We start from the raw sequence: 14,416 nt of genomic DNA on the forward strand, positions 1-14,416 counted from the left end.
CCGGGAGCCGTGCTCGACTGGCCCGCCACGCTGCGCGCGCGCCGCGGCCAGCCGCTGGCGGCCGGGCACCTGCGCTGGCGCCAGGGCCTGGGCCAGCCCCAGGGGCTGCAGGTGTTTGCGCTCGACTGCTCGGCCTCGATGTTGGACAGCGGCGCCTTCGCTCGCGCCAAGGGGTTGCTGCTGCAATGGCTGTGCCGGGCCTATCTGCAGCGCATGCCCGTGGCGCTGCTGTGCTTCGGCGCGGGCCAGGTGCAATGGCGGCTGCCGCCGCGCCGGGCGCCGCGCTGGAATGCGGAATGGATCGACCCGCTGCCCGGGGGGGGGCGGCACGCCCCTGGCCCAGGCCTTCCAGGCAGCATGGCAGATGCTGGCCCGGTGGCCCGAGATGCAGCCCCAACTCTGGGTGCTCAGCGATTTCCGCAGCCCCGATGTCCTGGCCCTGGTGCGGGAGCGTGCCCCCCCGCTGGCCCATGTGCTGGTCGATTGCGAGCCTGCTGCCCATGGCGGCCGGCCCTTTGGCGGCGCCGGTCGCCTGGCGGATGCCTGGAGCTGTGCCGTGCGGCTGAGGCTGCCCTGGTGAATTTCAGGCCAAATATGGCTGCAGCCCAGGTGTAACAAGCGAAGGCAGCTATCTTTTTGATGATTCTGTCCCGGGCGGCGGCAATTGCTGCAGGCATAGCAGTATCTGTCGGGCCGCCTCGTCGATGCGCGGGCCGGGCCGTACCATCACCTCGAAATCGGCATTGGGAATACGGCAGTAGCGATTGCCTTTCAGGGCCGGCAGGCGGCTCCAGCCCTGGCGTGCGGGAGGCGGCACCGGCATGTCGGCCATGGTGATGATCACGTCCGGATTGGCGCGCACCACGTACTCGGGGCTGAGCCTGGGATACATGGGCAGATCCCGCCCCGCAATATTGACCAGGCCCAGGCCTTGCAGGGTCTGCCCGATGAACGATGCCTCGCCCGCTGCGGCCATGCCGCTGTGCAGTTCGAAATAGACCTTTCGGCCCTGCCACTGGCGCGGCACCTGGCGTCGCAGCGCATCGATCCGGTCGCGGGTCTGCTGCCACAGCCTGGTGCCCCGGCCCGGCCGGCCCAGCAGCATGGCCAGGGTCTCCAGTTCCTGCGCCATGTCGTCATAGGTCTGGGCATTGAGCGTCAGCACCGGGATGCCCAGGCTTTCCAGCCGTTCGTCCACCTTGTGGTTGGGGCGTGCCAGCACCACGTCGGGGCGCAGCGCCACGATGCGCTCGATATCGGGGTCTCTCAAGCTGCCCACCTTGGGGATGGCGGCGGCCTGCTGCGGCCAGGTCGAATACCGGTCCACGCCCACCAGCGCATCGCAGCCGCCCAGCGCGCAGATGGCTTCGGTAAAAGACGGCTGCAGGGAAACGATGCGGCGTGCCGGCCCTGCCAGGGCGATGGCTTTCTGGCGGGCATCGACCAGCTCAATGGCCCCCTGCGCGGCGGCTTGAACGGGCTGCGCCAGCAGGGAAATGGCCGAGGTCAGTGCCAAGGCCTTGAGGTAGTCGCTCATGTCGCAGCCGCAAGCTCAGGAGAGAAGGGCCGGATTCTATGTCAGCAAGTCGGGACGGCAGCCGCCGGGCGGCCTGGCTTGCTGCCCTATACTGTGCGGCGCATTGCAGAACGCCGGCGGCTTTGTCCAGGACGGGCCGCTGTTTCGGCATGCATGCAACAGGTGCCCGGGCGATGCCCGGGTTCAACGGGAACAGGGTGCAAAGCCCTGGCTGCCCCCGCAACGGTAAGCAGAGAAAGCCGCTTCAGGGCGCCTTGCAACGCAAGGGCCGGCCACTGATGTCCCACGTGGCCCGGCGGGCGCGCGATGGCATCGGGAAGGCGAAGCGGCGGCTCCCAGCCATCTGCCAGCCCGGATACCGGCCTGTTGGGCGCCGCGTGGCATGTGCATAAGAGCATGCCCTGCGGCATTGCAACGACCGTCTGCGGGGCGCAGCGTGGCGGCAGCAGGCTTGGCGGCGGGACCCTGGCGGTGCCCGGTGCTGCAGCATGAGTCCGCCAGCCGCAGGCAGGCGGCCGACTCCATGGGCCATCTTGAATTGCTTCATCTTTCTGCCATACCCCTTGCCATGCCAAGGACCATGGTCCCTGCGGACGGCAGCGGCAGCCGTGTTGGATGCCCGGCGCGGGGATCCGGCTGCGCGGGGGGGGCGAATGCCATGACCTCCGGCGCGATGTCCGCATTCCGGCAGCAGCGCCGCCGGCTTGCCGGCTGGCTGGCGGCACTGCTGGCCTTGCTGCTGCTGTCGTTGGCGCTGTCCATCACGCTGGGGCCTGCGCATGTGGAACCTTGCAAGGCATGGCAGATCGCGCTGCATGAGCTGGGCTGGCGGCTGGGGCTCGATCTCGCTGCAGGGGACTGGAGCCCGGCGCAGTACCAGATCGTCTGGCGCATACGCCTGCCGCGCGTGCTGCTGGCTGCACTGGCCGGGGCGGGGCTGGCGCTGGTCGGCGTGGCCATGCAGGCCATGGTGCGCAATCCGCTGGCCGATCCGTATCTGCTGGGCGTTTCCTCGGGCGCTTCGGTCGGCGCCGTCACGGTGCTGGCCTTTGGTGCCCTGGCCTTTGCGGGCGAGCTGGCCCTGCCGCTGGGTGCCTTCGGCGGCGCACTGGCAGCCTGTGTGGCCGTCTACCTGCTGGCCCACGCAAGCGGGCGGATTCTGGCTTCGCGGCTGATCCTGGGCGGCGTGGCCATCGCCTACTGCCTGGGCGGGCTGACCAGCCTCATCGTGCTCACTGCCGGCCAGCGCGAACTGGCCGGCTCCGTGCTGAACTGGACGCTGGGCAGCCTGGCCGGCGCCCGCTGGGATGCACTGGGCCTGCCTGCCGCTCTGCTGCTGGCCGGCATTGCCTTGCTGCTGGGCCAGGCGCGCGCGCTCAATGCATTGCTGGCCGGCGAGGAAAGCGCGGCCACGCTGGGCGTGGACACCACACGCACGCGGCGCCGGCTGTTCCTGCTGGTTTCGCTGGTGACCGGCACCTTGGTGGCGGTGTGCGGTCCCATAGGCTTTGTCGGCCTGATGGTGCCGCATGCGGCGCGCATGCTGGTGGGCTCCGAGCACCGCCGCGTGCTGCCCGTGGCGGCGCTGGTCGGAGCGATCTTCCTGGTCTGGGTGGATGTGCTGTCGCGCATCGCCTTTGCGCCGGCGGAGGTTCCAGTGGGCGTCATCACCTCGCTGCTGGGCGGCCCTTTCTTCGTCTGGATGCTGTGCCGCCAGGGCGGCGGTGAAAGGCGGCCCGCATGACCGTGGAACTGCACACGCAGCGGCTGTGCTGGCAGGCGGCCGCCGCGCATATCGTGCGCGATGTCAGCCTGCATGTGGCCCCGGGGGAGTTCGTGGGGCTGCTGGGACCCAACGGCAGCGGCAAATCTACATTGCTGCGCATGGTCTACCGGGTGCTGCGCCCCGTCAGCGGCCAGGTGAGCGTGGACGGCCGCGACGTGTGGCAGGCCGGTGCGCGCGACAATGCCCGGGCCATGGCGGTGCTGGCGCAGGAAAACGGCTGCGAATTCGAGATGCGCGTGCGCGACGTGGTGCTCATGGGCCGCATACCGCACCAGTCGCCGTTTGCGCGCGACAGCGAGCAGGACCTGCATCTCGTGGACCAGGCGCTGCGGCGCATGAACGCCCTGGCGCTGGCCGAACGCCTGTTCTCCACTCTGTCGGGCGGGGAAAAACAGCGTGTGCTCATGGCCCGTGCCCTGGCCCAGCAAGCCCCGCTGCTGGTGCTGGACGAGCCCACCAACCATCTGGACGTGCGCCACCAGTTCGAGCTGTTGAACCTGATCCGCGGCCTGGGCCTGACCACGCTGGCCGCATTGCATGAGCTGCCGCTGGCCGCGCACTACTGCGACCGGCTGTACCTGCTCAAGGAGGGTGCCCTGGTGGCCCGGGGCACGCCGGCGCAGGTGCTGACGCCTGACACCATTGCCGAGGTCTATGGCGTGCGCGCCCTGGTGCAGCCCAGTCCACGCACCGGCAAGCCTCTGATCGAGTTCCTGCCCGACGAACTGCTGTGAACACGTGCCGCAGGCGGGACGGGTCCCTCAGTTGACCTGCATCTGGGCCGTGCGTGCCGCATCGCCCAGCCGCCTGTATTCGGACTGCGTCAACGCCTCGAAATCCTGCGCCGTGGAGCCCTTGGGCGTGAAGCCGGCCTGCACCAGCTTGTCCTTGACGGCCGGATCGCTCAGTGCCCGGTTGATGGCCGCATTGAGCCTGGCGACGATGGCAGGGTCCACCTTGGCCGGTCCGTAGACGCCGAACCAAGGATCGACCGCATAGCCCTTGAGGCCGCTTTCCGCGATGGTCGGCACATTGGGCAGCGAGGGGCTGCGCTCGCTGCCGGCCACTGCCAGGGCCTTGAGCTTGCCTGCCTGGATATGCGGCAGCGAGGCCGGCAGATTGTCGAACATGGCGGGCAGATGGCCGCCCAGCATGTCGGTGATTCCCGGTACGCTGCCCTTGTAGGGAACATGCGTCATGTCCAGCCCTGCCATCTGGGCAAACATCACGCCGGCCAGATGCATGCTGGTGCCGGCACCGGCCGTACCGTACTGCTGGCCCGGATGGGCCTTGATGTAGGCGATGAACTCCTGCACGTTGCCGGCGGGGAAATTCCTGCCGACCTCCAGCACGATGGTCGAGTAGCCCAGCATGGAAATGGCAGTGAAGTCCTTGCGCGGATCGAAGGCCATCGATTGGTAGATATGCGGGTTGAGTGCATTGGTGGAGATGGCTCCGAAGCCTATGGTGTAGCCGTCGGGCCTGGCCTTGGCCACGGCATCCATGCCGATGTTGCCGCCGGCGCCGGGCCGGTTCTCGATCACCACGGGCTGGCCCAGCGTGCGGGCCATGTGCTCGCCCACGACACGGGCCACCAGATCGGTCGTGCCGCCGGCCAGGTAGGGGACGACGAAGGTGATGGGTTTTTGCGGAAAGCCCGTTTCGGCATAAGCGCTTGCCATGCCGGCGAACGCACCCAGCGCGGCAAGGGAAGCAAGAATCTGGCGGCGGTGCATGAAGTCTCCTTGTGGATTCTGTGGAAGCGAGGGAAATCGTTGCCCGAAGCGTTGCCTGAAGCAGGGCCGGGCAGTGGCATGGCGTTTCTGCCACGCCTGCGAGCCGAGCAAGTTAATCGCCAGGCGCGCAGGGCGGCAGGCGGCCAATACCTACGTAGTCTTGCCTAATGGGCGGCCCGGCGGCGGGGGGCTTCATCTCAGCGCGGCGAATTCCTCTCTGAGCGCCCGGGTGCTGCGCTGGTAGGCGCGTGGCGGCAGGCCGCACCAGCGCTTGAAGGCGCGGGCAAACACGCGCTCCGATTCGTAGCCGCAATCCTCGGCGACCTGCGCCAGCGGCAGGCCCGATTCGAGCTGCTGTGCGGCATGCGCCATGCGCTGCTGCAGCAGGTAGGCCATGGGCGATTCGCCCACCAGCGTCTTGAATTTCTCGGCAAACCGCGAGCGCGACATGGCGGCTTCCCGCGCCAGGGCCTGCAGGCTCCATTCATGGCGGGGGCGGCCATGAATGGCAGCCATGGCCCTGGCAATCTGCACATCGGCCAGGCCGCGCACCCAGCCCTGCCCGTGCTGCTGCGTGGCGAAATGGTTGCTGAGCACATGGACCAGGACCAGTTCGCCCATGCGGGCTGCCGCGAGACGCCAGCCCGCACGTCGCGCCAGCGAGTCTTCTATCAGCGCCTGCAGCATGCTGCCCAGCATGGCCGGCGGGGCGGCCTGCGCGGCGGGTATGTGCAGCAGCGGCGGCAGCAGATTCAGTATGGTGTGCCGGCCGTGGGCCGATATCCACAGCAGTACCGAGTCGATGCGGGTCGCAGGCCCGCTGCCGCCGTGCTCGAAGGTCAGCGGATTCTCATCCTTGGGACCTTGCGCAAAGCGTTCGATCATGCGGGCGAACGGAACCGGAGCCAGCGCCAGGTCGGATGCGATCACGTGCGGGCTGCCCAGCGGCAGCAGCACCAGATCGCCGGGCATGACCTGCAGCGGCGCCTGGCCCTGCACCTGCAGCCAGTAGGGCTGCCCCTGGGCAATCCGGACCATCGCCCCGGGCACGCCTTCGGACGCCAGAGCCCAGGGTGCACGCAATGAAAAGCTGGCCGTCACCGCTCGTTCGGCCCGGCAGATGGCCAGCACGTCGCTCAAATGGTCGCTGCTTTGCTTCATGGGGGATCCGGGACGATTTGTGCCATTTTATGGATGCTTTGCGCTTCACGTGGAGATCAGCTTTGCCGACACTGGCGGGCACCGGGCCGGACTGCCTGCGCAGCCGGCCAGAGCAATCCATACCCATATCAAGGAGCGAGCATGGCCAAGACACGATTGAAAATAGGCATTGTGGGAGGCGGCATCGGCGGCCTAGCTGCAGCCAATGCGCTGCACCGCAGCGGGCACGAGGTGACGGTGTTCGAGCAGAGCCGGCAATACCTGCGCGTGGGTGCGGACATCAACCTGACGCCCAATGCCGTACGCGCCCTGGATGGACTGGGCGGAGGCATCCCGGCCGCGGTACGGGCTTCGGCTGCCCGCCCCACGCACCGCATCAGCCGCACCTGGGACAGCGGGGAGGAAACTTCGCGCCTGACCATGGGCGATGAGGCCGAGCGCCAATATGGTGCACCCCAGCTCACTATCCACCGCGCCGATCTGCTGGCGGCGCTGGCCGATGCCTTTCCCTCCGGGCAGGTCAAGTTCGCCAGGCGTGTAACCCGGATTGCCCAAGCCGACACCGGTGTTTCCGTTGAATTTGCCGACGGCACGCGGGCCGACGGGCTGGACGCGCTGATCGGGGCGGACGGGATCCACTCGGTGGTGCGCACGGCCTTGTTCGGCGCGGAAAGCCCGCGCTTTACCGGCGTGGTGGCATTTCGCACCGTGGTGCCCACCGAGCGCGTGCGCGATGTTCCCGATATCGGTGCCTTCACCAAGTGGTGGGGGCCGACTGCGGACAGCCAGATCGTGACCTTTCCGCTCAACCAGGGCCGCGATACCTTCATCTTTGCAACCACGGCGCAGGAGTCCTGGCACGAGGAGTCCTGGACCACCGAAGGCAGCGTGGCCGAGTTGCGCGGCTTCTATGCGGGCTTCCATCCCCATGCACGGGCCTTGCTCGATGCATGCGACAGCGTGCTCAAGACGGCTTTGTACGAGCGCGATCCGCTGCCGCGCTGGTCGCAAGGCCGGGTATCGCTGCTGGGCGATGCCAGCCACCCCATGATGCCCTTCATGGCCCAGGGGGCCGGCATGGCGATCGAGGATGCGGTGGTGCTGGCCCGCAATCTCGATGCCGCGCCAGGTGCCGACGGCGTGCCGCAAGCCTTGCAGAACTACGAGGCCATGCGCAAGCAGCGCACCAGCCAGATCCAGGTCGGCTCGCGGGGCAACAACTGGCTGCGTGCCGGAGGCAATGCCGACTGGGTCTATGGCTATGACGCCTGGAAGGTGGCCTTGACGGCCGAATCCTGAGCCTGCTCTTTCTGAGCGGCTGCATAGGGCCGCCATTTTTGCCGGTAGTCCCTCCGGGGCTGAGGATCCTGCCCCGGCGGCCTCCACGCGGCTCTCTGCGTTCCAGCGTGGTGGGCACCATCCGTGCCGCTGCAGCCCTTGCGGCAGGGCTTGCAGCAAGCGAGGCAAAGACCTGGAGACAGTGGTCAAAGTAGCCAAGACAGGCTTGCCTGAGCAGTGATTCGGGAGCATGGTTTGCGGGAACGCCAATTGCCGCAGCCGCCATACCTGGCCACTCGTTCGACGGCATCGGACGTGGACGGACTGCTGCATGCAGCAGGAAGGAGCCGAGCATGGTGTTTCGCGACCGAAGACATGCCGGGCAGGAGCTCGCCCAGGCTTTGATGGCCTTTGTCGACCGGCAGGACCTGCTGGTTCTGGCGCTGCCGCGCGGCGGCGTGCCGGTGGCCCTCGAGGTTGCCCGTGCCTTGCATGCCCCGCTGGACGTGATCGTGGCGCGCAAGCTCGGCGTGCCGGGTCACGCGGAGTACGCCATGGGAGCGCTGGCCAGCGGCGGCATCCGGGTGCTCAACGCAGACCTAGTGCGCCAGCTGCGCATCCCGGATGCGGCGATCGAGGTGGTGGCACGCGCCGAGCAGCAGGAACTCGAACGGCGCGAGCGGCTTTACCGAGACCGGCAGCCGCCGCGGGTTGTTTGCGGCCGCACCGTGATCGTGGTCGACGACGGCCTGGCCACCGGCTCCGCCATGCTGGCAGCGGTCAAGGCGTTGCGCCTGAAGCGGGCCGCACGCATCGTGGTTGCGGTGCCGGTGGCCACGCGGCGGGCATGCGCGGCCTTGCGTGCCGACGCCGATACGGTCATCTGCGCCAACACGCCCGAGCCGTTTCGCGCCGTAGGCCAGTGGTACGGCCATTTCGAGCAGACCATCGACGATGAAGTCCGCCAGTGCCTGGCCGAAGCGCGTTCCGCATTGGCTGGACACGTACCAGGAGATTTCGATGATGGACAGCGACAGGAATGAACAGGCATTGGTGGACGCGGTGCGCTCGGCAGCGCTGCCGCTGGAGCATGAGGGCGATTGCCAGGCGGTGCTCGATCTGATCGGCGACGCGCATTTCGTGCTGCTGGGCGAAGCCTCGCATGGCACGCACGAGTTCTATGCGGGCCGTGCCCGCATCACGCAGGCGTTGATCGCGCGCAAGGGCTTCCACGCCGTGGCGGTCGAAGGGGACTGGCCCGATGCGCACCGCATCAACCGCTTCGTGCGCGGGCGGGGGCAGGATGCCTCGGTCGAGGCGGCATTGCGGGGCTTCAGGCGCTTTCCCACCTGGATGTGGCGCAATGCCGATGTGGTGGACTTCGTCGGCTGGCTGCACGAACACAACCGGAGCCTGCCATCTTCCCTGCGTGAGGGCTTCTATGGCCTGGACCTGTACAGCCTGCACAGTTCCATGGGGGAGGTGCTCAGGTATCTGGAAGCCGAGCATCCGGAACTGGCAGCTCTGGCGCGCGAGCGCTATGCCTGCTTCGACCAGTTCGGCGAGGACAGCCAGCTCTACGGCTTGCTGACCGGGGTGCGCGGCATGCCAGGCTGCGCGGAGCAGGTCGTGGCCAATCTACTCGATCTGCGTCGGCGCATAGACGAGGCAGCCCGTGCCGGCGAGGTCGATGCCGAGGATGCATTCGATGCCGAGCAGAACGCCCGGCTGGTTGGCAATGCCGAGGCCTACTATCGTTCGATGTACATGAGCGATGTGTCGTCCTGGAACCTGCGCGACGCGCACATGGCACAAACCCTGCAGGCACTGGAAAGGCATCTTGGCAGGCATGGCGAGCAGCCGAAGATCGTGGTGTGGGCGCACAACTCCCACCTGGGCGACGCACGGGCCACGGAGATGGGCGAGCGGCGCGGCGAACTCAACCTCGGCCAGCTGATGCGCGAGCGGCATGGCAGCGACGCGTTCCTGGTCGGCTGGAGCACCCATGGAGGCAGCGTGACGGCCGCTTCGGACTGGGATGGACCGACACGGCGCATGGCGGTGCAGCCTGCGCGCCAGGATAGCTACGAGCATCTCATGCATGCCACCGGCATGGAGCGTTTTGTCTTGCCACTGCGTACGGGGCCACATCTACAGGGCTTGCGCGAGCCCCGGCTGGAGCGGGCCATCGGCGTGATCTACCGGCCCGAGACCGAACGCCACAGTCACTACTTCCACGCCCGGCTGCCCGACCAGTTCGATGCATTGATCCACATCGACCACACCTGTGCGGTGCAGCCGTTGGAGCCGGGCACGCACTGGCGCACCGAACGGGAGGCTCCCGAGACCTATCCATCCGGAAAGTAGGCGTCATGAAAAGCCATGGCTGGCATTCGGCAAATCCAGGAAGCATTTCCGACGCTGAAATGCCAAAACGAAAAAGGCCTTGGATTCCAAGGCCTTTTCGAATTTCTGGCGGAGAGGGCGGGATTCGAACCCGCGGTGGGCTATTAACCCACACACGCTTTCCAGGCGTGCGACTTAAACCGCTCATCCACCTCTCCGTGCGCTGAAGCTGCTATTCTAACCAGAAATTTCATGGACTAAATGAAAAAGCCGCAGCTAATTTGCCGCGGTCGGGCGCGATGGCGTGTTCAAGCGTTGCCCTTGCCCACCTGGACCATCTTCATGGCCGAGGTGATGAGACTGGTCACCTCGGTCATGTTGCTGGGCACGACCAGCGTGGTCGTGGCATCGGCCGCGACCTTGCTGTAGGCATCCACGGCACTTTCCGCCACCTTGAGCTGCACGGCCTGTTCGCCGCCGGGCTGGCGGATGGCAGCCGCAATGCGTTCGAGCGCCTGGGCCGTGGCATCGGCCACGGCGGTGATGGAGGCCGCCTCGCCCTGCGCCTTGTTGATGGCCGCCTGCTTTTCGCCTTCGGAACGGGCGATGAAAGCCTCGCGCTCGCCCGTGGCAATATTGATCTGCTCCTGGCGGCGGCCTTCGGAGGCGGCGATCAGCGCACGCTTTTCGCGCTCGGCCGTGATCTGGGCCTGCATGGCGCGCAGGATTTCCGAGGGAGGCGTCAGGTCCTTGATTTCATAGCGCAGCACTTTCACGCCCCAGTTGAGCGCGGCTTCGTCGATTGCGGAGACCACCTGGGCGTTGATCATGTCGCGCTCCTCGAAGGTCTTGTCGAGTTCGAGCTTGCCGATCACGCTGCGCAGCGAGGTCTGGGCCAGCTGCGTCACCGCCATGATGTAGTTGGACGAGCCGTAGCTGGCGCGCATGGGGTCGGTCACCTGGAAATACAGAATGCCGTCCACGGTCAGCTGGGTGTTGTCGCGAGTGATGCAGACCTGGCTGGGTACATCCAGCGGGATTTCCTTGAGGCTGTGCTTGTAGGCGATGCGGTCCACGAACGGCACCAGGAAGTTGAGGCCGGGGGTCAGCGTGCCGGCATATTTGCCCAGGCGCTCCTTGATCCATGCATGCTGCTGCGGGACGACCTTGACCGAGCGGGCCACAAAGATGATGGCGATAACGATGATGGCAATGGCAATTTCCATGGTCTCTCCTGCCCCGCAGGGCGTTGGCTCATAACAAGTGGTGAAGGTGGATCGGATGCGGCTGCCTGCGCGGGCGCAAGCCCGCGGCAGCGCGCGGCGGCGTCATATCTTGTCGACCAGCAGCCGGTTGCCGATGACTTCGGCGACGCGGTGCATGCCGGAAGCGGGCAGCCCGCCCGGGCGGCCGATGACGGTCCAGGTGGCGCCGCGGTAACGGACCTGGGCCGTGCCGTCAGGATTCCAGTGCTCGACCATGACGGTCTCGCCCACGTCCATGTTCACATCGCGGTTGCCGGTGGCGGGCAGGCGGGCAGGGCGGCGCTTGCGGACCAGATAGCAGACCAGCACGGCTCCCGCGGCCAGCACGGCGGCCACGATGATCTGGGTGTGATTGCTCATGCCGAGATGCGCGCTTGCGGCGCCGGCAACGGCACCCAGGGCCATCATGAGCAGGTAGAAGGTGCCGGTCAGCAATTCTGCAATGACGAGCACCCCGGCGATCAACCACCAGATGGTGGAGTATTCCATGCCAAGTCTCCTTTTTCGGCCTGTGTTCAGAGCACCACATTCTGGGTTAAAAAACGACCTGTTTCAAAGCCGCAATAAGGATATTCCTTACACTTCGCGGCTGTTTCGTTTTTTAGGCCCGATTGGTACGGAGGCTGTCCATGAAATTTCGCTTTCCCATCGTCATCATAGACGAGGACTATCGTTCCGAGAACACCTCGGGACTGGGCATCCGTGCCTTGGCGCAGGCCATCGAGCAGGAAGGGTTCGAGGTCCTGGGCGTGACCAGTTATGGCGACCTGTCGCAGTTCGCGCAGCAGCAAAGCCGGGCCAGTGCCTTCATCCTGTCGATCGACGACGAGGAGTTCACGCTGGGCGGCGACAAGGACCCCATCATCCACAGTCTGCGAAACTTCATCGGCGAGGTGCGCCGAAAGAACGAAGAGGTACCGATCTACATCTACGGCGAGACCAAGACCAGCCGGCACTTGCCCAACGACATCCTGCGCGAGCTGCATGGCTTCATCCACATGTTCGAGGACACGCCGGAGTTCGTGGCCAAGCACATCATCCGCGAAGCCAAGAGCTATCTGGAGAGCGTGCAGCCGCCGTTCTTCAAGGCGCTGCTGGACTATGCCGAAGACGGCTCGTATTCCTGGCACTGCCCGGGACACTCGGGCGGCGTGGCGTTCCTCAAGAGCCCCGTGGGCCAGATGTACCACCAGTTCTATGGCGAGAACATGCTGCGCGCCGACGTCTGCAATGCCGTGGAGGAACTGGGCCAGCTGCTGGACCACAATGGCGCCATCGGCGAGTCCGAGCGCAATGCCGCGCGCATTTTCAATGCCGACCACTGCTACTTCGTGACCAACGGCACCTCGACCTCGAACAAGATCGTCTGGCACCACACGGTGGCTCCCGGCGACGTGGTGGTGGTGGACCGCAACTGCCACAAGTCCATCCTGCACTCCATCATCATGACGGGTGCGATTCCGGTGTTCCTCAAGCCCACGCGCAACCACTTCGGCATCATCGGCCCGATCCCGCAAAGCGAGTTCAGCGTCGAATCCATCCAGGCCAAGATCGCCGCGAACCCGCTGCTCAAGGGCGTGGACGCCAGGTCCGTCAAGCCGCGCGTGCTGACGCTGACGCAGTCCACCTACGACGGCGTGCTCTACAACACCGAGACCATCAAGCAGATGGTGGACGGCTATGTGGCCAACCTGCACTTCGACGAGGCCTGGCTGCCGCATGCGGCCTTCCATCCTTTCTATGGCAGCTATCACGCCATGGGCAAGAAGCGCGCGCGCCCCAAGCATTCGGTGGTGTATGCGACCCAGTCCATCCACAAGCTGCTGGCCGGCATCAGCCAGGCCTCGCATGTGCTGGTGCAGGACAGCCAGACCGAGAAGCTGGACCACCACCTGTTCAACGAGGCGTACCTGATGCACACCTCGACCAGTCCCCAGTACAGCATCATCGCCAGCTGCGACGTGGCCGCGGCCATGATGGAGCCGCCCGGCGGTACGGCCCTGGTGGAGGAGTCCATCCTCGAGGCCCTGGACTTTCGCCGCGCCATGCGCAAGGTGGAAGACGAGTTCGGCGACGACGACTGGTGGTTCGAGGTCTGGGGACCCGAAGCCCTGGCCGAAGAGGGCGTGGGCACGGCCCAGGACTGGATCATCCGCGGCCATGACGCGGCCCCCCAGCGCAAGGGCAGGGCCAAGAATGGCAAGCAGTTCGACAACTGGCACGGCTTCGGCAATCTGGCCGATGGCTTCAACATGCTGGATCCGATCAAGTCCACCATCGTCACGCCCGGCCTGGACCTGGACGGCGACTTTGCAGACACCGGCATTCCCGCCTCCATCGTCACCAAGTATCTGGCCGAGCACGGCGTGGTGGTCGAGAAGACGGGCCTGTACTCGTTCTTCATCATGTTCACCATCGGCATCACCAAGGGCCGCTGGAACACCATGCTGACGGCGCTGCAGCAGTTCAAGGACGACTACGACCGCAACCAGCCGCTGGCGCGCATCCTGCCCGAGTTCGTGCAGCAGCACCGCCGCTACGAGCGCATGGGCCTGAAGGACCTGTGCCAGCACGTGCACGAGCTGTATGCCAAGTACGACATCGCGCGCCTGACGACGGAGATGTATCTGTCGGACCTGCAGCCCGCGATGAAGCCATCGGACGCCTACGCCCACATCGCGCAGCGCAAGACCGAGCGCGTGGAGATCGACCACCTGGTGGGCCGCACCACCGTGGGCCTGGTCACGCCTTATCCGCCCGGCATCCCGCTGCTGATTCCCGGCGAGGTCTTCAACAAGAAGATCGTGGACTACCTGGTGTTCGCGCGCGAATTCGCCAAGGAGTGTCCGGGCTTCGAGACCGACATCCACGGCCTGGTGGAGCTGGAGGACGAGCATGGGGAGATCCGCTACTACGCCGACTGCGTGGTCGAATCCGCGCCTGCCAAGTCCGTGCCTGCGAAGAAGGCTCCTGCAACCCGCAAGACTGGAACCGCCAGGGCTGTGGCCCGGACGGCGGCCAAGCCCGCCGTGAAGGCCGGTGCCAAGACGGCTGCGAAAGCCGCCGCCAAGGCCCCGGCCAAACAGGCGAGCAAGGCCGTGTCCAAGGCAAAGGGCCAGGCCGCAACGCCCGCCGACATGGACGTGCGCGTGGCCGGCACGGCCGCCAAGCCGCCCAGGAAGGGCAAGAAGCCGGTGCAGGTCGGCGACAGCGGCCCGTTCGGCCGCACGCTGTGAGGCAGCAGTTGCACCGCCGACATGGATGCAACTGGAACAAAGCCCGGCATGCCGGGCTTTTTTTGACGCAA

General features: G+C 66.3%; 12 protein-coding genes, 1 tRNA gene and 1 riboswitch. Of the genes, 7 read left to right on the plus strand and 6 right to left on the minus strand.

Features of this window, described 5'->3' with window-relative positions:
- Positions 1-289: 289 nt before the first annotated feature.
- The gene (locus tag V8Z74_RS21080; RefSeq protein WP_349711035.1) at positions 290-580 is read left to right on the plus strand and encodes a vWA domain-containing protein; all 291 of its coding nucleotides are present in this window, start codon (positions 290-292) and stop codon (positions 578-580) included.
- A gap of 48 nt (positions 581-628) precedes the next feature.
- On the opposite strand, the gene V8Z74_RS21085 is transcribed toward V8Z74_RS21080, so the two are convergent.
- Positions 629-1,537: an ABC transporter substrate-binding protein gene (locus tag V8Z74_RS21085; protein ID WP_349711036.1), complete on the minus strand. Its 909-nt coding sequence runs from the start codon at positions 1,535-1,537 to the stop codon at positions 629-631.
- Positions 1,538-1,680: 143 nt separating this feature from the next.
- Positions 1,681-1,918, plus strand: a riboswitch (cobalamin riboswitch).
- Positions 1,919-2,195: 277 nt separating this feature from the next.
- Between V8Z74_RS21085 and V8Z74_RS21090 the strand changes: the two genes are divergently transcribed.
- Together V8Z74_RS21090 and V8Z74_RS21095 are read left to right on the plus strand one after the other, a co-directional pair.
- The gene (locus tag V8Z74_RS21090) at positions 2,196-3,281 is read left to right on the plus strand and encodes a FecCD family ABC transporter permease (protein ID WP_502879587.1); all 1,086 of its coding nucleotides are present in this window, start codon (positions 2,196-2,198) and stop codon (positions 3,279-3,281) included.
- Positions 3,278-4,057 carry an ABC transporter ATP-binding protein gene (locus V8Z74_RS21095; RefSeq protein ID WP_349711037.1) on the plus strand — a complete coding sequence of 260 codons (780 nt, stop codon included), beginning with the start codon at positions 3,278-3,280 and terminating at the stop codon, positions 4,055-4,057. Before V8Z74_RS21090 ends, V8Z74_RS21095 begins: the two co-directional genes overlap by 4 nt.
- Before the next feature lie 27 nt (positions 4,058-4,084).
- Here the strand turns inward: V8Z74_RS21095 and V8Z74_RS21100 are convergent, their stop codons facing one another.
- Both V8Z74_RS21100 and V8Z74_RS21105 read right to left on the minus strand, forming a co-directional pair.
- Positions 4,085-5,059: a Bug family tripartite tricarboxylate transporter substrate binding protein gene (locus tag V8Z74_RS21100; protein ID WP_349711038.1), complete on the minus strand. Its 975-nt coding sequence runs from the start codon at positions 5,057-5,059 to the stop codon at positions 4,085-4,087.
- A 192-nt stretch (positions 5,060-5,251) separates the two neighbouring features.
- Positions 5,252-6,220 (minus strand): AraC family transcriptional regulator, encoded by a 969-nt coding sequence (locus tag V8Z74_RS21105; protein ID WP_349711039.1) that lies wholly within the window; start codon positions 6,218-6,220, stop codon positions 5,252-5,254.
- A 141-nt stretch (positions 6,221-6,361) separates the two neighbouring features.
- Here V8Z74_RS21105 and V8Z74_RS21110 point away from each other — a divergent pair, with 141 nt between their 5' ends.
- From V8Z74_RS21110 to V8Z74_RS21120, 3 genes are all read left to right on the plus strand, one after another.
- The gene (locus V8Z74_RS21110; RefSeq protein WP_349711041.1) at positions 6,362-7,519 is read left to right on the plus strand and encodes an FAD-dependent monooxygenase; all 1,158 of its coding nucleotides are present in this window, start codon (positions 6,362-6,364) and stop codon (positions 7,517-7,519) included.
- Positions 7,520-7,851: 332 nt separating this feature from the next.
- A complete protein-coding gene (locus tag V8Z74_RS21115; RefSeq protein WP_349711042.1) occupies positions 7,852-8,541 on the plus strand; it encodes a phosphoribosyltransferase in 690 nt (229 codons plus the stop codon).
- A complete protein-coding gene (locus tag V8Z74_RS21120) occupies positions 8,519-9,865 on the plus strand; it encodes an erythromycin esterase family protein (protein WP_349711043.1) in 1,347 nt (448 codons plus the stop codon). The genes V8Z74_RS21115 and V8Z74_RS21120 overlap by 23 nt, the downstream gene beginning before the upstream one ends.
- Positions 9,866-9,971: 106 nt before the next feature.
- Here the strand turns inward: V8Z74_RS21120 and V8Z74_RS21125 are convergent.
- From V8Z74_RS21125 to V8Z74_RS21135, 3 genes are all read right to left on the minus strand, one after another.
- Positions 9,972-10,062: transfer RNA gene (locus V8Z74_RS21125), tRNA-Ser, on the minus strand.
- Positions 10,063-10,152: 90 nt separating this feature from the next.
- Positions 10,153-11,070, minus strand: a complete 918-nt coding sequence (locus V8Z74_RS21130) for an SPFH domain-containing protein (RefSeq protein ID WP_066470361.1) — start codon at positions 11,068-11,070, stop codon at positions 10,153-10,155.
- Between the two features lie 102 nt (positions 11,071-11,172).
- The gene (locus tag V8Z74_RS21135) at positions 11,173-11,598 is read right to left on the minus strand and encodes an NfeD family protein (RefSeq protein ID WP_066470353.1); all 426 of its coding nucleotides are present in this window, start codon (positions 11,596-11,598) and stop codon (positions 11,173-11,175) included.
- 140 nt (positions 11,599-11,738) lie between these two features.
- Here V8Z74_RS21135 and V8Z74_RS21140 point away from each other — a divergent pair, with 140 nt between their 5' ends.
- Entirely contained in the window at positions 11,739-14,345 is a 2,607-nt protein-coding gene (locus V8Z74_RS21140) for an Orn/Lys/Arg family decarboxylase (protein ID WP_349711044.1), read from the plus strand.
- Positions 14,346-14,416: the final 71 nt, after the last annotated feature.

Source organism: Comamonas sp. w2-DMI (genome assembly GCF_040187735.1).
GTDB lineage: Bacteria > Pseudomonadota > Gammaproteobacteria > Burkholderiales > Burkholderiaceae_C > Comamonas > Comamonas terrae.